The organism is Hypericibacter sp., from assembly GCF_050729195.1.
GTDB lineage: Bacteria > Pseudomonadota > Alphaproteobacteria > Dongiales > Dongiaceae > Hypericibacter.
Map to the genome: position 1 here is coordinate 1 of NZ_JBOHKS010000198.1, position 17,445 is coordinate 17,445.

Here is a 17,445-nt window from a genome sequence, read left to right on the forward strand (position 1 = left end):
AGTGGACCAGCTATCCGGGGCGGATCAGACGGCGCCAAGCGGGACGGACAAGACGGGAAAGATATGGGTGGGGAAATTCCAGCATAGATGCATCAAACCAGTGACCGGTCGGGCCATCACCACGAGAACGCGCGATGTATCAACTGACACCTGAAGACGGGAAGCTCCTGCCCGAATTCCTGCGCAAGGAGCGGAAGGATTTCTCCCTGGAGCTGCGCCGGGTGCTGAACCGGCTGCGCCTGGTGCCGCTCGCCGGCCGTGAGGTCATCGTCGCGATCGATGCGAAATCCTGGCGACTGGCGCGCCTGGGCGAGCATCGCGGCGACCCCGTCCGGTTCATCGATGACCGGATCTTCACCGATCCCAAGCGGGCCGAGTGGGAGATCCTCAAGATTCGCTGGCATCAGCTCACGGGCTCACCTCTTCCCAACTCGGCAGACGCGGAATGAAGATCATCGGCTATCCGGCGGCGCTCATCTATCGCCCGGGCGAGAAGGCGCGCTTCATGGTGTCGACCGACGGGATTGCCGCCTTCGACGCGGCTCTCGTCCGGATCGTCTGCGGCGATCCACGGGACAATGGCCCTGGCTTCAAGGAAGCGACCATCGAGGGTTGCCACGAAGGCACCATCCCTGGCGAGACGCAGGGCACGGAAATCGGCTCCTTCATGACCGTGCCACCGGGTCCGGCCCTGGCGAGCCCGGACCTCGGCTTCGTCTTCAATGTTTTCGCGACGACCCCCACCAAGGGCGACCAGACGCTGCTCGCGCGCTGGGACGAGGCCCGGAAGCTCGGCTTCAGGCTCGGGATCGACGAGCGGTCGCGTCTCACCCTGGAGGCCGGCGATGGTACTGGCGCCACGGCGCGACTGGTGCTGCCGCGGGCCCTGCCCGCCCGGCACTGGACCACCGTCGCCATCGGGCTCGCGGGCGATAGTGGCCAGATGACCTTGATAGCGAAATCCGTCGATCCGCATGGCTTCGGCGCGGATCCGATGGAGGCGACGGGCCAGGGGCCGCGGCTGGCGGATCGGCCAGGCTCCCTGCCGCTGACTTTCGCCGCCCGCTGGACCGGCCGGGACGCGGCGCCGAAGATGACGGGCTTCTTCAACGGGCGCCTCGAAAGCCCGGTCCTGCTGGCGCGGATTCCGTCCGCGGCGGATATCGAGGCCTACCGCGATGCCGCCGAGCGCGTCTCGAAGCCGGCCGCGCTGTGGGATTTCAGCCATGACTTCGCCGCCTCGCGGATCATGGAACAGGTCGGCGGCCTTCATGGCGAGCTCGTCAATCTGCCGGCGCGCGGCGTGACCGGGGCCCGATGGGACGGCAGCTCGCAGAGATTCTCGGAGAAGCCCGCGCATTATTGCGCCGTGCATTTCCATGACGACGACCTGGAAGACTGCGCCTGGCATGAAAGCTTCTCCTTCGACCTGCCGCGCGACCTCGCCAGCGGCATTTATGCGGCCAAGCTCACGGCCAAGGACGCCGAGCATTACATCGTCTTCTTCGTGGAGGAACATAGCGGCGAGAGCCACGCGGACATCGCCTTCCTCGCCTCCACCGTCACCTATGTCGCCTACTCCAACGAGCATTACGACTTCGACGACCCGAACATGGAGATGAAGAACGGCGCCGTCGCGGTCTATGACGCGTCTGATCTTTATCTGAACGAGCATCGCGAGCTCGGGCTCTCGACCTATGACCGTCACTGCGACGGCTATGGTGTCTTCTATTCGAGTGCGCGGCGGCCCCTTTTCAGCATGCATGTGAAGCACAGGATCTGGGCCCTCAATGCCGATACGCATATCACCGACTGGCTCGGGGCGCGCCGCCTGCCCTACGACCTGATCACCGACCATGCGGTACATGCGGAGGGACTGCCCCGGCTCTCGTGCTACAAGACCGTGATCACGGGAACGCATCCCGAATACTGGACCACCGCGATGTGGGACGCGATGACCGGCTATCTCGCGTCCGGCGGCCGCCTGATGTATCTGGGCGGGAACGGGTTCTACTGGCGCACGGCGGTCCATCCGCAGAAGCCCTGGCTGGTCGAGCTGCGGCGTGCCGAGACCGGCGCCCGCTATTGGGACAGCGAGCCCGGCGAGGGCTATATGAGCTTCACGGGCGAATATAGCGGCCTGTGGCGGCGTGCGGCGACCCCGCCGCAGAAGCTCGTGGGGCTCGGCACGGTCGCCACCGGCTTCGACTATTCCTCTTATTACCGCCGCCGTCCCGAGAGCGACGATCCGCGCGCCCGTTTCATCTTCGAGGGCGTCAAGGAGGAGGTGCTCGGCGATTTCGGCAGCATCGGCGGGGGTGCGGCGGGGTCCGAGATCGACCGCGCCGATCCCTGGCTCGGCACGCCGGCCCACGCCCTGATCGTGGCGCGTTCCGAAGGGCATACGCGCCAGTACAACCTGGTGCCCGAAGAGACGGCCTTCCACCACCCCACCATCAACGGCCAGGAAGCGGAGAAATGCTTCGCCGACCTCCTGTTCTTCGAGACGCCGAAAGGCGGCGCCGTCTTCTCGACCGGATCGATCAGCTGGGCCGCCTCGCTCGCCCATGACGGCTATCGGAACAACATCTCCCGGATCACGGAGAATGTCGTCCGCCGCTTCGCCGACCCCAAACCCTTCCCGGAACCGCCGGCGGGCAGCGGCAGCGCCGAGCTGCGCCGCACCCGCACCGATCAGGGCCATGAGGCCTATGACGGGATCGACAGGGCCGGGTAGACTCGCCATCGTCTCAGCACAAGATTAGAGTCTGCGAAGGCTGCCGGCGGCGGTGCCTTCATCCGCCGCCGCCTTCCGGGGCGAGGGAGCGTCGATGCTCAAGCTTGTCGTGGTCTGCTACCGGCGCGAAGGATGGTCGCGGGAGCGTTTCCGCGCGTATTTTCGCGAGGTGCACGGATCCCTCGCGGTCGCCATCCCGCATGTCGCCCGCTATGTGCAGAATTTCGTCGAGCCGGACGAGATCGAAGGCGATCCGCCCTGGGACGCGGTGATCGAGTTCTGGTTCGCCGACCGCGCCGCCTATGACGCCGCCTGGGCATCGCCCGAGGGCAGGCGCGCCGCCGGCGACAATCCCAACTGCATGGACATGAACCGCACCGCCTGGGGCCTGGTGGACGAAGTCATCGCTCGCGCCTGACGTCTGATGGCAGCAAGCGGAGACTAGACGCCAAGTCTTGAACGCGCCGACATGGTCGGGGCGAGGCGGCTCGTCGGCAACTCAGCAAAGGCCATGTTATGTCAGAAGAGACAATTCCGGATGTCGGCGCGACGGCCGCCGCCCGGCATCCACCCGCCGTCCCGACGACCAAGATCCTGGCGGTCGGTCACTGGACTGCGAAGGGGACGCCGAGCGCGAGAGGCCCGATCCTGCCCTCCGAGATGCGCGAGACGGCCCGCCTCTATCTCGCCGGGAAGATCGACCAGTGGTACTTCAAGACGGATGAAAGCGGGGTCGTGTTCGTCATGAACCTCACCGACCCTACCGAAGCGCATGCGCTTCTGGAGAAACTCCCGCTGGGCAAGGCCGGCATGATGGAGTTCCAGCTGATCCCGCTCGGCCCGATCAAGCCGCTGGGTCTGCTCCTGGCCGAGCCTTCAAAGTAGCGCCTCGAACGCCGCCGCCGCGCTAGGCCGCGCTCTCGCCCTCGCGCTGCGGGCCGACATCCATGCGCGGGATGAAGGACTCCTCGTCGGCGGCGCGCCATTCGTCGGCATAGGGCGTCATGTCGGGGGCCGAGACCAGCACGCCCGGCTCGAGGAAATTATAGATGCGGTCGAGGGTGCGCACCTCGATCGGGTTGAGCCGGTGCCAGATATGGCGCGGCATCAGGTCCTGCGGATGATCGAGGCCGGCGGCGGCCACCAGCTCCGCCAGCGCCTCCACCGTGTTGTGCTGGAAACCCGCCACGCGTCGCGCCTTGAGCGCCACATCGAGGCCGCGCTGCAGGATCGGATCGTTGGTGGTGACGCCGGTCGGACAGCGATTGGTGTGGCAGCGCATCGACTGGACGCAGCCCAGCGAGAACATGAAGGCGCGCGCCGCATTGCACCAGTCGGCTCCCATCGCCAGATTGACCGCCATCGAGAATCCGCTGACGACCTTGCCGCTGGCGGCGAGCCGAATCTCGCTGCGCAGGCCCGCCCCTACCAGCGCGTTGCGCATCAGGATCAAGCCCTCGCGCAGTGGCGTGCCGAGATGGTCCGAGAGCTCGGCGGGTGCCGCCCCCGTGCCGCCTTCCTTGCCATCCACCACGATGAAGTCGGGCTTGATGCCCGTCTTCAGCATCGCCTTGATCAGCGCGAAGACCTCGGTCGGATGGCCGATGCAGAGCTTGAAGCCGATCGGCTTGCCGCCGGAGAGCTCGCGCAGCTGGGCGATGAACTCCATCATCTCGACCGGGGTCGAGAAGGCCGAGTGGCGGCTGGGCGAGACGCAATCGATGCCCATCGCCACGCCGCGCGCATTGGAGATCTCGGCCGAAACCTTGGCGGCGGGGAGAATACCGCCATGGCCGGGCTTGGCACCTTGGCTGAGCTTGATCTCGATCATCCGGACCTGGTCGTTCTGCGCCTGCTCGGCGAAACGCTCCGGGCTGAAGCTGCCGTTCGGATTGCGCGCGCCGAAATAGCCGGTGCCCAGCTCATAGACGATGTCGCCGCCATGGATGCGGTGATAGCGGCTGATACCGCCCTCGCCGGTGTCGTGATAGAAGCCGCCGAGCTTGGCGCCCCAATTGAGCGCCTCGATCGCGTTGGGCCCCAGCGAGCCGAAACTCATCGCCGAGATGTTGAGGATCGCTGCCCCATAGGGCTTCTTGCAGTCGTGGCCACCGACCTTGATGTGGAACGGCTCCTTCACCACCGGCTTGGGCGCGATCGAATGAGTCATCCATTCGAAGGCGCTGGAATAGGCGTCGAGTTCGGTGCCGAAGGGCTGGCGATCCTCCTGGCCCTTGGCGCGCGCATAGATCAGCGCGCGGTCGTCGTGGCTGTAGGGTGTCCCGGAGTGATCGTCCTCGACGATATATTGGCGCAAGTAGGGCCGCAGCGCTTCGAACAGCCAGCGGAAATGCGCCAGCAGCGGATAGTTGCGCATGAGCGAATGCGAGGGCTGCACCAGGTCCCAGCTTCCCATCGCCAGCAAGGGCAGCAGGAGCAGCAGCGGCCAGAACCATTCGGCCGATTCTGTCAGCCCCAGTGCGACGCTCAGCAAGGTGAGCAGCAGGACGGCGGCGAACAGGCTGAATCGTTTCGCGGCTGCCTGGAGGTCAGCCGTCGTTGTCACGCTCATGCAGCCATTTCCTTTGCTGACGCGATTGCGCTGTCGCCGACCGGCTCAGGCTTCGCTCTCGCCCGGTTCGAGGCGTCGGTTATAGCCGCGCAAGAACACCGCGATCACGCAGCCCTGCGGCGCCACGCTCCAATGTTTGCTGCCGGGTTCGTAGCGCACGAAATCGCCAGGGCGGAAAATCGTCCCGTCGCTGTCATGGAGCTCGCCTTCCATGATCAGGAAGGATTCGCCATGGCTATGCTCATGCGGCGGCGAACGGGCGCCGGGCTCGAACCGCAGCAGGAAGAAACCGTCGCCGGTCTTCTTGTCGAAATCGAGCGGCAGCCAGTTGAAGTCCGGAGTCGGCGCGCCATAGCGGTCGTCGGGGACGAAGGACGCCGTCTTGATGTTGGTGATGCGGCGCAGCGCCGCGAGCCTTCCGGAATCCGCGTTCATGAACGAGCCCTCTCCTGCCCGGCCGGCGGTCGGGCGGCACCGGCACAGGGGGCGCAACGGACTCGGACCGACGGCGATCCCTCATTCCGTGCCCAAGGAAGACCGGACGTCAAGTTACCGAGGGGAGACGCTCTTTTGGGGCAGACCCAGGCCTATCGCGCCAGGCGCCAGGCGGCTCGGAACCCCGGCAGGGTCACGGGCAGGAAGGCGCAGAAGATCCAGAACCCGATTGTTTGCAGCCGGTCCTGGGGTGTCGCCAGTTCCAGCCCCAGCCCATTGGCGATGATGGCGGCCAGGGCGGCGCCGATCGCGTAGCTCAGCATCTGCGTGGTCGGCAACGCGCCGGCGGCCCGCTCCCGTTCGGCTTCGATCGCGCCCGACGCCACCCGGCGCGCGATGAAGGCCCAGCTCATGCCGAAGCCGCCACCCTGCAAACCGGCCGAAACGGCGATGGCCCAGATCGGCCCTTGCGGCACCGAGATCGCGAAACCGAGCAAACCGAGCGCGATCATGCTGGCCCCGAGCTTGATGCAAAGCGGTTCGCCTTTGGGCCGGACCCAACCTACCATCATCGCGGTGACGCTCCAGGCGACGGATTCGATCGCGATCATGTAGCCCGCCTCGAGCAGGGTGACGTGATGCAGCTGCACCAGCAGCAGCGGCCCATAGACGCTGAAGGAGATGGTCGCGACCGAGAAGCAAAGCACCATCAGCAACCCGAACCGCACGGGAACCGCGGACAAGGATCGCTCCGGCAACAGCGGCGAATGTTCGCGCCGGTCGAAATAGAAGAAGAGGGCCAGAAAGCCGAGCCCGATCGCGACCGACAGCGCCGCGAGGCTCACGGAATCGACCACGCTGGCCACGGCGATGCCGAGCACGCCCGGCACCAGCATGGCGAGCGCGCGCCAGGGCACGCGCAGCTCGAGACCCTGGGCTGAGGACGCGACGTTGCCGAAGAGGAAGGGCGAGCAGAGCGCCACCACCAGCGCCTGCGCGCCGAAGGCCCAATAGGCGTCGCGCCAGAGCCCGGCCTCGGCGAAGAGCCCGCCGACCAAGGGCCCGAACAGGGCCGAGACGCCCCAGACCGCGGACACCCAGGCGAAGATGCGGGTCCAGTGGCGCTCCGGAAAGACGCGCGTCACGGCGACGTGGAACAGCGCCACCATCACGCCGCCGCCGAGCCCCTGCACCAGGCGGCCGATGAGGAAGAAACCCATGTCCGGCGCCATCGCATCGAGCAGGCAGCCGAGCGTGAAGAGAGCACTGGCGGTGGCGGTCGCCGGGCCGATGCCGAAGCGCAAGGCCATGAGGCCGCCCAGCGACGCCGCGACGATCGAGGCGACCTGATAGAGCGCGAAGGCCCAGCCGGTCCAGGCGATCCCGCCGATGTCGGCGACGATCGCGGGGATGGTCGTCACCACGATCAGCCCGTCCGCCGCATGCAGCCAGATGCCGAAGCAGATCAGCAGGAAAGGCGCCCAGCGGCCCTGGCCCAGGATCTCGCGCCAGCCTTCTCCGGCGTAAGGATCGGCGCCTGCGGCCGCGGACTCCATGATCTCTCCCCTTTTGAAACCCTATCGTTTCTAAATCGCGCCTTCTAATTTGACAACTGATTTGTTGCCAAATTAGGCTGGGGGGCTGAGGATAACAGGGCGATGGCGGCAAGCGACGACGAGGTTCTCCGACTGCTGAAGACCCGCGGGCCGATCTCGACCGCGGGGATCGCCACGGCCCTGGGTATCACGCCACAAGGCGCGCGGCAGCGGCTCGAGACCTTGCGCGAGGCGGGGTTGGTCCAGACCGGCCAGGCCAGGGGCGCCGTCGGCCGGCCAGGCCTCAACTGGTCCCTGAGCGAGGCGGGTCACGCCGAGTTCCCCGATGGCCATGACCGGCTCGCGGTCGAGCTCATTGAAACGATTCGCAGCAAGCTGGGCGCGAAGGCGCTCGACCGGCTGATCGCGGCGCGCGAGACCGAGCAGCATCGGCGCTATCAGGCGGCCCTCGCAACGGCCGAAGATGTCCCGGCGAAACTGCAGCGCCTCGCGCAGGAACGAACCCGCGAAGGCTACATGGCTGAGATCCGCGAGGAGGCCGACGGCAGCCTGCTGCTGATCGAGCATCACTGTCCGATCTGCGCCGCTGCCACTGCCTGTCAGGGATTCTGCCGCTCGGAGCTGCAACTCTTTCGCGCGGTCCTGGGGCCTGGTGCCAAGGTCGAGCGGATGCAGCATCTCGTCAGCGGCGACGGGCTCGCCGCCGGGGAGCGGCGCTGCAGCTACCGGGTCGAGACGGTCGAACCGGCCAAACCTGCGCCCTCGCCCCAAAGGAAGCCACGCCGCAAACCGCGTTCGCGTTTATAATGGGGCCGTATGAAGCCCCGTCATCTCCTTTCGCTCGCAGGCATGATCATGACCAGCATTACCGGCGGCCAAGGCACCACCACCTCAGCCCATCCCACGCCCGTCGATTGGGGCAAGGTCCCGCTCCCCTCGGTCGAAGGCATCGCCTTCAAGCCGGAGATGTTCCGCGGCAGGGTCGTGCTGCTGGTCAACACCGCCTCCTATTGCGGCTTCACCCCGCAATATCGCGGCCTCGAGGCGCTCTGGCAGCGTTATCGCGATCGCGGCCTCACCGTGCTGGGCGTGCCGGCCAACGATTTCGGCGCGCAGGAACCCGACCCCGACAGCCAGATCAAGCGCTTCTGCGAGACCACCTATGGGATCGGCTTCCCGATCATGGCCAAGCAGACCGTGATCGGAGAGAGCGCGCACCCGATCTATCGCTGGGCCCTCGATCAGACCGGCCCGCAAGGGGCGCCCAAATGGAACTTCCACAAGATCCTGATCGGGCGCGACGGCAAGCTGGCGGCCTGGTTCACCAGCACCGTCAAGCCCTCGGACGCGAAGCTCACCGACGCCATCGAGCAGGCGCTGGGGGCGCCTTCCGCATAAGCCGATCCGCGCCCGATATCGCGTTCGGCGTTGCGGCGCAAAATTGCGCCGGGCTCACATGCAACTTGAAAAAAAATCAGCGTTCGCGATGCCGCGCCGAGGTTAGCCTGGGGTTTCGGGTCGCGCGGATGCGCACCCACGCCTTCGCCATTCCGGAGTCACGGCATGAGACATTTCCCCCTGATGGCCCGCTTCAACCAATGGGTCAACCGTCAGCTCTATGACAAGGTGGCGACGCTCGACGAGGAAGCCTATCGCGCGGACACCGGAATCTTCTTCCATTCGATCCACCACACGCTCAATCATCTGCTGGTGGTGGACCGCCTCTGGATCGGCCGCGTTACCGGTACCGATCATGGCATCTCTTCGCTCGACCAGATCCTGTTCGAGGATTTCGCTTCGCTGCGGGCCGCGCGCGAGGCGGAGGATCGGGGATTGATCGTCCTCCTCGACGAGATGGCGGACGACAGGATCGAGGCGCTGGTCCGTTTCTCGACCATCAAGCGCGACCGGCATTTCGAGGCGCGGGTCCGCGACCTGCTGTCGGGCCTGTTCAATCACCAGACCCATCATCGTGGACAGATCTTTGCGGTGCTGCAGCAGCGCGGCATGGACCTGCCCGATGTCGATCTGCCATTCTTCCTGCCGGAGATCGGCGAGGCGCGTATAATCGGGCCATGACATCAGATCCGAACTTATCCGGACGACGCATCGTCATTACAGGTGCCGGCCGTGGATTGGGCCGGGCGCTTTCGATCACGGCAGCCGATCATGGCGCCGACGTCGTTCTCCTGGGGCGCAATCCGCCAGCGCTGCATGCTGTCGCCGACGCCATCAGACTGCGCACGGGACGCGACTCCCCGGTCGTGCCGTGTGACCTGGCGCAGCCGGAGAGCATCAAGGAAGCATGCGGGGTCGTGTTGGCCGCAGCCCCGGCGATCGATGTGCTCGTCAATAATGCCGCACCCTGGCTGCCAGGCAACATTGCCGAGCTCGCGGAGGCAGATATCGCTGCCACCATTGCAGCGGCCGTCACCGGCACGATTCTCGTGACCAAGGGATTGTTGCCGGGCCTCAGACAATCCAGCGCCGCCGACATCATCACGATTGTTTCGACGGCGGGATGGGCCGGGTGGGATTTCGACGGCGCATCGGCTGCGTTCCATGCCGCAAAGCACGGCCAATCCGGCTTCAGCGATGCGCTACGCCACGAACTGAAGGATCAGGCTATCCGGGTTGCGGCGATCTATCCGCCGGATTTCGACGACACGGATCCGCTGGAACCGGATAGGCACGACGCACACGGAGCGCCGGCAAGAAGCAAGCTCACCAATCACGAGGTTGTCGCCACCGTGCTGTTCGCCATCTCGGCGCCCCGATGCTGCGCCTATCCAGTGATCATCATGGACAACATGCGACGGCAGTAATCGCCTCGGTCGTCCAGCCCTCGAACGCCTGCAGACTTGCAAAACGCCTGCGCGAGGGTCACCGCCGGATCGGAGGCCGACCCTCGGCCCGAGGCAGTGCCGACGGCGAAGCGAGAGTCACTTCGCCGCGAGCTTGACCTTGACGGTGGTGTTCTTGGCGGCCTTCACCTCGAAGGGCTGCTCGGCCGTCGCCTTGCCGTTGGACACACGGACGACGTATTTGCCCTCGCGCAGCAGGAAGGTCGGTGCAGCGCCGGTCTGGCTCGCGACCATGCGGCGGTTCCCGTCAGTGTCGGGCTTGGCGCGCAGGATCTGCCAGCTCGTGGCCTGGTCCGTGTTCGGCGCGTTGAAGGTGACCTTCGCCGAGTAGAGATTGATCGTGTATTTGTAGACGCTGCCCGCTTGGATCGGCATCACCAGGTCGGCCGAGGTGCCGCCATAGCTTGCGCGCACGACATAGCTGCCCTCGGGCAGCGAGAATTGCTGGGTCGGCGCCACCACCATGAACAGGCGGTCGCTCTCCTGAAGATTGGCGCCCGCGCCCTTGCGCAGGATGTAGAGCTCCCACTGCACGGCGGTCGTGATCGGCGCACCGCCGGTATAGGGGATCATCTTCATGCTGACGGTGCCGGAATTGTAGTTGAACACGAGTTTAACCGGCTTGCCCGCCGGCACCTCGATGTCGCGCTGGACGACGATCGCCTTCCAGATGCCCTCGACGATGTATTTACCGGGCGGCAGCTTGAAGGTCGGCTCGGGTTTCTTGTCGCGCGCGACGATCGCCTGCGGAACGCCGCCGGTCGCCACGCGCACCACCGTCCATTGGATCGGATCGGCGAGATTCTTGAAGGCGCCTTGCGCGATGACAGCCGTCACCTTCAGGGTGCCGGTTGAATCCGCAGGCTTCGGCGTCTCGACCGGCAGTTCCTTGTAGGAGCTCTGGCCCAGGAGATTCGCGAACTGGCTGTTCTGCGCGACCTGGACGGCGGTCGGGTCGGTGGCGGAAGAGTCTGCGAATGCAGATCCGGCGAAGACGAGCGCGCAGCTCAACGCGCAAATCGCTAGAACGAGGCGCAAGAGGGTCCCCCTTATCGATCCAAGCAGATAACGAGCGAAAGGCCTATACAACAGCGGCTCGAAGACACACAAGCGGCAAACCGCCGCCGCGGATTCGACAGGTGATGATGGGTTGTTCAACCAGCGTCGGCGCGGCTCTCAGCCATGGGCGACGCGTGGCGCTGCAACATTAGACACAGAAGCCGGTTCTGAATCGGCCAGTGTCTCGCCGATCCAGCGGTCGATGAAGCGCAAGGTCCAGCGACCCAGCGCAGGATCGTATTTCTCGATGCTGGCCAGAAGCAGATCGCGCGGCTGCCCGCCAGGACGCGTCTCGTAGTCGGCGGTCTCCTCCAACCAGCCGCGCGCGTCCTCGCCGGTCACTTCGGGATGGAACTGCAGACCATAGGCCTGGCCCCAGCGGAAAGCCTGATGGGGAAAGCGCGCGCCGCGCGCGAGCAGCTCGGCGCCCGGCGGCAGCTCGAAGCCTTCCTTGTGCCAGTGATAGACATGGCCGAGGCCGGCGAAGAGATCGCCCGACTCCTTCGTCGGTTCGATCGGCCAATAGCCGATCTCGTGCAAGCCTTGCGGATGCGTCTTGACTGTCGCACCCAGCGCGCGTGCCAGCAATTGGCCGCCGAGGCAGATGCCCAGATAGCGCCGGCCTTCCTCGACCCAGCGCCGGATCCAATCGAGCTCATGGCGCATATAATCGACGCTGTCGGCATCGTTGGCGCTCTGTACGCCGCCCAGCACGATGACGCCGGAATAGTCGTCCAGAATTTCCGGCAGGCGATCGCCCTGGGCCGGGCAGCGGCATTCGACCTCGTAACCATGGGCGGCCAGATGGGGCGCGATCCGTTTCTCGCGCCACTCGCTATGGACCACCATCAAAATCCGTTTGCTCATTTTTCGCCCTTCGCCACTCGATCCGTCGCGGATCTGCACGCCGCCCGCAAGGCCGGCGCCATGCTGGGGTCGCCGGACCCGAGTCGTCAATCGCCGGTCCTCTCTAGTGGCCTCGTCCGGCGCGCAGGAAGGCCCGCATGTGGAACCCGGCCTGCGCCGGCTCGGAGCGCCATTCGGCACCGACCGGACAGGCCCGCCGTGCGCGACAGCCCGCCTCGAGGCAATCATGCCCGGCGGGTCCTTCGATGTGGTTAAGGCAGGCCGGCACGTCATAGCGGACGGCGCCCTCGGCCGGCTTGAAGGCTTCGACAGGACAGGCACTCAGGCAGGGTTTTTCGGCACAGATCTCACAAGGATGAGTGGCCCGTGCCGGCGGCGCCAGCGAGCGCGGCTCGGCAAAGAGGAGGGCCGCCCGATAGGCATGCCAGAGCCCGAACTCGGGGTGGATCAGCAGCCCCAGCGGCGACGGGAACACCGGCTCGGCCCATTGCGCCCAGCGCTGGAACGGCCAGGCGGGCCGGATTTCAAAGGGATAGAGCGCGGTAGCGCCGAAACTGGTTGCGATTTCGTCGATAACCCTCCGGGTCCAGCGATTGAGCGGATGAGGCTCGCCGTCCCGGGCCTCGGGCGCCTGGTTGAAGGCGCGCCATAAGGCCGGACCGGCATTGCCGACCAGCATCAGCTGCCGGACCGGCCGGCCGTCGGCCAGCGCCGGCAGCCCGTCCTCCTCCGCCGGCTGGAAGCCGCCGCGGAGAATCAGCCCGCGGGCCGCCAACGCCACGGCTAAGCTCTTGGACCAATTAGGGCTCTTGGAGAAACCGGGGTCGCTCATGATAAGCTAAGCTGCCATTTGCCGCCTCGTGCCCCACCAATCCCGGGGGCCGACTGCGGCCATGAAGGAGAGGGCATGATGGAAGAGACGGTCGACTTCATCCGGATGGAAAACGGCACCTTTGAGGAATATCAGCTCCTCGACCGCCGGTTTCAAAAACATAGCCAGCACCTTCCGGACGAATTGCTGTCGCAGCTGAAGCGTCTCGGCGGCGACAAGCTCGGTTACAAGATCGACCGCTATGAGCATTCGCTCCAGACCGCCACGCGCGCCTTCCGCGCCGGCGAGGACGAGGAAGTGGTCGCGATCGCCCTGCTCCACGATGTCGGCGACATCATGGCCCCGGAGAACCATTCCGATCTCGCCGCCGCGATCCTCCAGCCCTACATCTCCAAGGACAATCACTGGCTGGTCAAGCATCACGGCATCTTCCAGGGCTACTACTTCTTCCATCATGTCGGCGGCGACCGCAACGCGCGCGAACAATATCGCGGCCACCCGCTGTTCGAACGCGTCGCGTCCTGGTGCCATAATTACGACCAGAACTCGTTCGATCCGAACTACGAGACCATGCCGATCGACGCCTTCGAGCCGATCGTCCGCCGCATACTCGGTCGCAAGCCCTGGGCGTTCGTGGTTTAGGACGACGTTCCGCCCCCATGTCACCCCCGCGAAAGCGGGGCCCCATGCCGAAGCTCGGGGGGCTGGATCAGCACGGGTCCCCGCTTTCGCGGCGATAACCATGGAGTAGCTGCTCTATCCCAGGTTGGCTGATGGCCGCAGGCGGAACTCCGCTGCGCTCTCGATCAGGAGCCGTGCGACGTTAAGCGCGCGCGGGCGGTCGATGGGGAACTTCAGGGTGCCGTCCTCGATACGGAGCAAATGATCCACAAGCTCGCGCTCAGTCGCCTCGACCCGCAACAGCTCGCGGATTTCCGACACATACTCATCGTAGAACCCCCTGCCGGACGGCAAATTGCTAACACCTGCCGGATCCCATGCTTCGTTCAGGATTCGGGCAACTCGTTTTGCGAGCTCTTCGTTATCGAAGATGGCAATGAATTTCGCGGCCGCTTGATGCGCCTGCTCTCGGCAGGACATTTCCAATTTGTCGATCCTGCGGATCGTTTCCTCGGCCAAGCTCTTCGTCATGTAAGGAAGGGTCTCAGCCGAGAGATCCATCATATCCGAATCAACGGCAACGAAGAATCGCAAGGCATCCTCGACCTGCGGATCGTCACTCTCCCGCAGATGCATCATGAGAAACGATGAGGCGTCGACGACGCGGACTCTGCCCTGAATCAACAAAATGGCAGTTCCAACCACGATGTCGCGCGCCGCTCTATCGATGAATTTATATCGCATACTGCGATATTGCGGCCGTGGCCAAGGAGATGCAACCCGTATAGGACGAACGCCGACTGCGATTTACACGCCCATACTCGATGGTCATCCCCGCGAAAGCGGAAGGCCATTCTGGCTTTAGGCGGCTGGATCAAGATGGGTCCCCGCTTTCGCGGGGATGACCACCGTGTCTTGTCAGCTCCCTACGCCCGCAACCGCTCGTTCTTCGGGTCCCAGGCGGGTTGCGGCACGATCCGCGCCTTGCGGCGCTCGCCCTGCATCAGGATCTCGAAGGCCTGGCCGTCCTGGGCCAGCTTCGGGTCGACATAGGCGAAGGTCAGCGACTGCTGGATCGCATGGCCATAGGCGCCGCCGGTCGTGATGCCGACAACCTTGTCGCCCTGATAGATCGGCTCGTTGCCATAGCAGTCGGAGTTGGCCGCCTCGACCGTCATATAGACGAGCTTGATGCGGGCCCCCTGCTGCTTCGAGCGCAGGGTGGCGGCCTTGCCGATGAAATCCTTGTCGAGGTTGGTGAAGCGTTCCATGTCGCCTTCGATGAGCGTGACCTCGTTGGTCAGCTCCGAGCCCCAGCCGCGATAGGCCTTCTCCATCCGCAGCGAGTTCATCGCATAGGTGCCGAAGAGCTGGATGCCGTGGGCGGCGCCGGCCTTCATCACCGCGTCGAACACCGTCGGCAGCGACTTCATCGGCACATGCAGCTCCCAACCCAGCTCGCCGACATAGTTGACGCGCAGGGCCCGCACGCCCTTCACGCCCGCGACCTCGATCTCCTTGCCCGTCAGCCAGCGGAAGGAGGCGTTGGTGAGGTCCGACTTGGTGCAGGCCGCCAACACGTCGCGCGCTTTCGGTCCCGCCAGCACCAGCACGCCGAAATCGTCGGTGATGTCGGTGATCGTGACGCGCTCATTCGGCTTCATGCGCCAGCTCAGCTGGTCCATGTCATAGAGCTGGGCGGCCGCGGCCGAGAGCACATAGAAATGATCGGGCGCCAGGCGCGTGACCGTGATCTCGCTCTCGATGAAGCCGTTCTCGTTGAGGAGATGACCGAGCATAATGCCGCCATCCTTGGCCGGGATCTTGTTGGCGCAGATCCGGTCGAGGAAGGCATGGGCGTCGGCGCCCTTCACGCCCGCAACCTCGATCTCCTTGCCGGTCAGCCAGCGGAAGGAAGCGTTGGTGAGGTCAGTCTTGGTGCAGGCCGCCAGCACGTCACGCGCCTTCGGTCCTGCCAGCACCAGCACGCCGAAATCGTCGGTGATGTCGGCAATGGTGACGCGTTCGTTGAGCTTCAAGCGCCAGCGCAGCTGGTCCGTGTCATAGAGTTGCGCCGCCGCGGCCGAGAGCACATAGAAGTGATCGGGCGCGAGGCGCGTGACCGTGATCTCGCTCTCGATGAAGCCGTTCTCGTTGAGGAGATGGCCCAGCATGATGCCGCCATCCTTGGCCGGGATCTTGTTGGCGCAGATCCGCTCGAGGAAGGCATGGGCGTCCGCGCCCCTCACGTCGAACTTGCTGAAGGTCGAGAGATCCATCAGACCGACGCGCTCGCGCACGGCCTTGCATTCGGCCTTGACCGCATCCCACCAATTGGAGCGCTTGAAGGAATAGGTCTCGCCCTTCCCGCTCTTGTCGTACCAGCGCGCGCGCTCCCAGCCGAAGATCTGGCTGAACTGCGCGCCGGCGGCCGCGAGCTTGTCGTGGATCGCCGATTTGCGCAGGCCCCGACCGACCTGATGCTGCTCGGCCGGCTTGTAGCAGTAATACATATGGTGATAGTCGGCGATGGAGACCTCGGTGGTGTAGTCCTTGGTCGCCCAGTTGCCGAAGCGGCGCGGATCGAACTCGCGCATATTGATCTCGGCCTGACCATGCACCATCCATTGCGCCAGATACTTCCCGGCCCCGCCGCCCTGGCAGATGCCGATCGAAGCGCCGCAATGCATCCAGTAATTCTTCGGCCCATGCGCGGGGCCGGAGAGATAGACGCCGTCGGGCGTGTGGGTGATGGCGCCGGAGATGATCGATTTGAGGCCGGCCTCGCCGAAGAGCGGAAAGCGCTCGGCCGCCTTCTCGAGCCAGGGGGTGAGGCGGTCGAGCTCGGGTGCGATCAGCTCGCTCTCGAAGTCCCAGGCCGGCGGCTTGCCGTCCCAGCAGACATGGGCGGTTGCCGTCTCATAGGGGCCGACCAGCACGCCATGGGTCTCCTCGCGCAGGTAGGCGTGCGAATAGGGATCGCGCACCACCGGCAATTCCTTCTCGAGCGCGATCAGCTCCTTGAGGGGCTCGGTGATCATGTAGTGATGCAGCATGTTGGCAATCGGCACGTTGTGCCCGGTCCAGGAGCCGACCACGTCGCAATAGGAGCCGGCCGAGTTCACCACATGCTCGCAGGTGATGTTGCCCTTGTCGGTGATGACCTGCCATTCACCGGTCTTCAGCAGCTTGATGTCGGTCACGAGCGTGCGGCGATAGATCTCGGCGCCGAGCTTGCGCGCACCCGCGGCCATCGCGTTGGTGATGTCGGCCGGCGCCACATGGCCGTCGGTGACGGTCAGGAAGGCGGCCTTGATGCCGTCGGTGTTGAGGAAGGGGTGATGTTCCTTGATCTCGTTCGGCCCGATGATATGGGCCTCGTAATTGGCGAGCTTCGAGAGGCCATAGACCTGCTTCAGCCAATTCACTTCTTCGTCGGTGGTGGCGATGCGCAAGCCCCCGCAGCCATGCCAGCTCACCGCCTGCCCGGTCAGCTTTTCGAGCTGCGGATAGAGCTGGGTGCCATAGACATGCACCTTGGTCATGTTGAGCGAGCTGTTGAAATGCGGGCATTGGCCCGCCGCATGCCAGGTCGAGCCCGAGGTCAACTCGCCCTTCTCCACCAGCACCACGTCGGACCAGCCTTCGAGCGCCAGGTGGTAGAGCAGCCCTACCCCCATCACGCCACCGCCGACGACCACCACTCTCGCATGCGATTTCATCGAAGCTCCTGCTCCTCAAATTCGTTGGGCGGGGGAATTTAGCGGGCGCTGGCGCCGGACCTCAAGCGCCCTGGCGCCGTTTCGCCGTCAGGCGCAGGAGGCGCGGGAAAAGGCCGCAGCGCCGGCGCCTTCAGACTGGTCTGGAATCGGTCAGGCCGCGCCCTTGATCTTGTCCGGCGC

Annotated in this window: 17 protein-coding genes; 9 read left to right on the top strand and 8 right to left on the bottom strand. The window is 65.2% G+C overall.

Going from position 1 to position 17,445, the window contains the following annotated elements; genetic code table 11:
• Positions 1-134: 134 nt before the first annotated feature.
• From ACREE8_RS15325 to ACREE8_RS15340, 4 genes are all read left to right on the top strand, one after another.
• Positions 135-449, top strand: coding sequence for a hypothetical protein (locus ACREE8_RS15325; RefSeq protein WP_431573879.1), 315 nt, complete (start codon positions 135-137; stop codon positions 447-449).
• Positions 446-2,737, top strand: a complete 2,292-nt coding sequence (locus ACREE8_RS15330; RefSeq protein ID WP_431573880.1) for a N,N-dimethylformamidase beta subunit family domain-containing protein — start codon at positions 446-448, stop codon at positions 2,735-2,737. The genes ACREE8_RS15325 and ACREE8_RS15330 overlap by 4 nt, the downstream gene beginning before the upstream one ends.
• A gap of 94 nt (positions 2,738-2,831) precedes the next feature.
• On the top strand, positions 2,832-3,155 hold the full coding sequence (locus tag ACREE8_RS15335; protein WP_431573881.1) for an EthD domain-containing protein: 324 nt from the start codon (positions 2,832-2,834) through the stop codon (positions 3,153-3,155).
• A 98-nt stretch (positions 3,156-3,253) separates the two neighbouring features.
• The gene (locus ACREE8_RS15340; RefSeq protein WP_431573882.1) at positions 3,254-3,622 is read left to right on the top strand and encodes a hypothetical protein; all 369 of its coding nucleotides are present in this window, start codon (positions 3,254-3,256) and stop codon (positions 3,620-3,622) included.
• Between the two features lie 22 nt (positions 3,623-3,644).
• Here ACREE8_RS15340 and ACREE8_RS15345 read toward each other — a convergent pair whose 3' ends face one another.
• From ACREE8_RS15345 to ACREE8_RS15355, 3 genes are all read right to left on the bottom strand, one after another.
• On the bottom strand, positions 3,645-5,309 hold the full coding sequence (locus ACREE8_RS15345) for an FMN-binding glutamate synthase family protein (RefSeq protein ID WP_431573883.1): 1,665 nt from the start codon (positions 5,307-5,309) through the stop codon (positions 3,645-3,647).
• A gap of 45 nt (positions 5,310-5,354) precedes the next feature.
• Positions 5,355-5,744, bottom strand: a complete 390-nt coding sequence (locus ACREE8_RS15350; RefSeq protein ID WP_431573884.1) for a cupin domain-containing protein — start codon at positions 5,742-5,744, stop codon at positions 5,355-5,357.
• Between the two features lie 152 nt (positions 5,745-5,896).
• On the bottom strand, positions 5,897-7,300 hold the full coding sequence (locus ACREE8_RS15355; protein ID WP_431573885.1) for an MFS transporter: 1,404 nt from the start codon (positions 7,298-7,300) through the stop codon (positions 5,897-5,899).
• A gap of 102 nt (positions 7,301-7,402) precedes the next feature.
• On the opposite strand from ACREE8_RS15355, the gene ACREE8_RS15360 reads away from it, so the two are divergent.
• The 4 genes from ACREE8_RS15360 (at position 7,403) to ACREE8_RS15375 (ending at position 10,125) form a co-directional block, all read left to right on the top strand.
• Positions 7,403-8,107: a helix-turn-helix transcriptional regulator gene (locus tag ACREE8_RS15360; RefSeq protein WP_431573886.1), complete on the top strand. Its 705-nt coding sequence runs from the start codon at positions 7,403-7,405 to the stop codon at positions 8,105-8,107.
• A 48-nt stretch (positions 8,108-8,155) separates the two neighbouring features.
• A complete protein-coding gene (locus ACREE8_RS15365) occupies positions 8,156-8,698 on the top strand; it encodes a glutathione peroxidase (protein ID WP_431573887.1) in 543 nt (180 codons plus the stop codon).
• A 165-nt stretch (positions 8,699-8,863) separates the two neighbouring features.
• Entirely contained in the window at positions 8,864-9,379 is a 516-nt protein-coding gene (locus tag ACREE8_RS15370; RefSeq protein ID WP_431573888.1) for a DinB family protein, read from the top strand.
• Positions 9,376-10,125 carry an SDR family NAD(P)-dependent oxidoreductase gene (locus ACREE8_RS15375; protein ID WP_431573889.1) on the top strand — a complete coding sequence of 250 codons (750 nt, stop codon included), beginning with the start codon at positions 9,376-9,378 and terminating at the stop codon, positions 10,123-10,125. The genes ACREE8_RS15370 and ACREE8_RS15375 overlap by 4 nt, the downstream gene beginning before the upstream one ends.
• Positions 10,126-10,242: 117 nt before the next feature.
• Here ACREE8_RS15375 and ACREE8_RS15380 read toward each other — a convergent pair whose 3' ends face one another.
• From ACREE8_RS15380 to ACREE8_RS15390, 3 genes are all read right to left on the bottom strand, one after another.
• Positions 10,243-11,175 (bottom strand): hypothetical protein, encoded by a 933-nt coding sequence (locus ACREE8_RS15380; RefSeq protein ID WP_431573890.1) that lies wholly within the window; start codon positions 11,173-11,175, stop codon positions 10,243-10,245.
• Positions 11,176-11,340: 165 nt separating this feature from the next.
• Positions 11,341-12,090, bottom strand: coding sequence for a glutamine amidotransferase-related protein (locus ACREE8_RS15385; protein ID WP_431573891.1), 750 nt, complete (start codon positions 12,088-12,090; stop codon positions 11,341-11,343).
• A 103-nt stretch (positions 12,091-12,193) separates the two neighbouring features.
• Entirely contained in the window at positions 12,194-12,871 is a 678-nt protein-coding gene (locus ACREE8_RS15390; protein ID WP_431573892.1) for a ferredoxin, read from the bottom strand.
• Positions 12,872-12,997: 126 nt separating this feature from the next.
• Between ACREE8_RS15390 and ACREE8_RS15395 the strand changes: the two genes are divergently transcribed.
• Positions 12,998-13,564: an HD domain-containing protein gene (locus ACREE8_RS15395; RefSeq protein WP_431573893.1), complete on the top strand. Its 567-nt coding sequence runs from the start codon at positions 12,998-13,000 to the stop codon at positions 13,562-13,564.
• 114 nt (positions 13,565-13,678) lie between these two features.
• Here ACREE8_RS15395 and ACREE8_RS15400 read toward each other — a convergent pair whose 3' ends face one another.
• Both ACREE8_RS15400 and ACREE8_RS15405 read right to left on the bottom strand, forming a co-directional pair.
• Complete coding sequence (locus ACREE8_RS15400; protein ID WP_431573894.1) at positions 13,679-14,287, bottom strand: hypothetical protein; 609 nt, start codon at positions 14,285-14,287, stop codon at positions 13,679-13,681.
• 182 nt (positions 14,288-14,469) lie between these two features.
• On the bottom strand, positions 14,470-17,265 hold the full coding sequence (locus ACREE8_RS15405; protein ID WP_431573895.1) for an FAD-dependent oxidoreductase: 2,796 nt from the start codon (positions 17,263-17,265) through the stop codon (positions 14,470-14,472).
• Positions 17,266-17,445: the final 180 nt, after the last annotated feature.

Excerpts from the sequence above, each read along its gene's own strand:
- ACREE8_RS15365 (WP_431573887.1), top strand. The coding sequence starts at position 8,156 with ATGACCAGCATTACCGGCGGCCAAGGCACCACCACCTCAGCCCATCCC.
- ACREE8_RS15325 (WP_431573879.1), top strand. The coding sequence starts at position 135 with ATGTATCAACTGACACCTGAAGACGGGAAGCTCCTGCCCGAATTCCTG.
- ACREE8_RS15355 (WP_431573885.1), bottom strand. The coding sequence starts at position 7,300 with ATGGAGTCCGCGGCCGCAGGCGCCGATCCTTACGCCGGAGAAGGCTGG.
- ACREE8_RS15370 (WP_431573888.1), top strand. The coding sequence starts at position 8,864 with ATGAGACATTTCCCCCTGATGGCCCGCTTCAACCAATGGGTCAACCGT.
- ACREE8_RS15345 (WP_431573883.1), bottom strand. The coding sequence starts at position 5,309 with ATGAGCGTGACAACGACGGCTGACCTCCAGGCAGCCGCGAAACGATTC.
- ACREE8_RS15340 (WP_431573882.1), top strand. The coding sequence starts at position 3,254 with ATGTCAGAAGAGACAATTCCGGATGTCGGCGCGACGGCCGCCGCCCGG.
- ACREE8_RS15395 (WP_431573893.1), top strand. The coding sequence starts at position 12,998 with ATGATGGAAGAGACGGTCGACTTCATCCGGATGGAAAACGGCACCTTT.
- ACREE8_RS15360 (WP_431573886.1), top strand. The coding sequence starts at position 7,403 with ATGGCGGCAAGCGACGACGAGGTTCTCCGACTGCTGAAGACCCGCGGG.
- ACREE8_RS15385 (WP_431573891.1), bottom strand. The coding sequence starts at position 12,090 with ATGAGCAAACGGATTTTGATGGTGGTCCATAGCGAGTGGCGCGAGAAA.
- ACREE8_RS15405 (WP_431573895.1), bottom strand. The coding sequence starts at position 17,265 with ATGAAATCGCATGCGAGAGTGGTGGTCGTCGGCGGTGGCGTGATGGGG.
- ACREE8_RS15375 (WP_431573889.1), top strand. The coding sequence starts at position 9,376 with ATGACATCAGATCCGAACTTATCCGGACGACGCATCGTCATTACAGGT.
- ACREE8_RS15335 (WP_431573881.1), top strand. The coding sequence starts at position 2,832 with ATGCTCAAGCTTGTCGTGGTCTGCTACCGGCGCGAAGGATGGTCGCGG.
- ACREE8_RS15330 (WP_431573880.1), top strand. The coding sequence starts at position 446 with ATGAAGATCATCGGCTATCCGGCGGCGCTCATCTATCGCCCGGGCGAG.
- ACREE8_RS15350 (WP_431573884.1), bottom strand. The coding sequence starts at position 5,744 with ATGAACGCGGATTCCGGAAGGCTCGCGGCGCTGCGCCGCATCACCAAC.
- ACREE8_RS15400 (WP_431573894.1), bottom strand. The coding sequence starts at position 14,287 with ATGCGATATAAATTCATCGATAGAGCGGCGCGCGACATCGTGGTTGGA.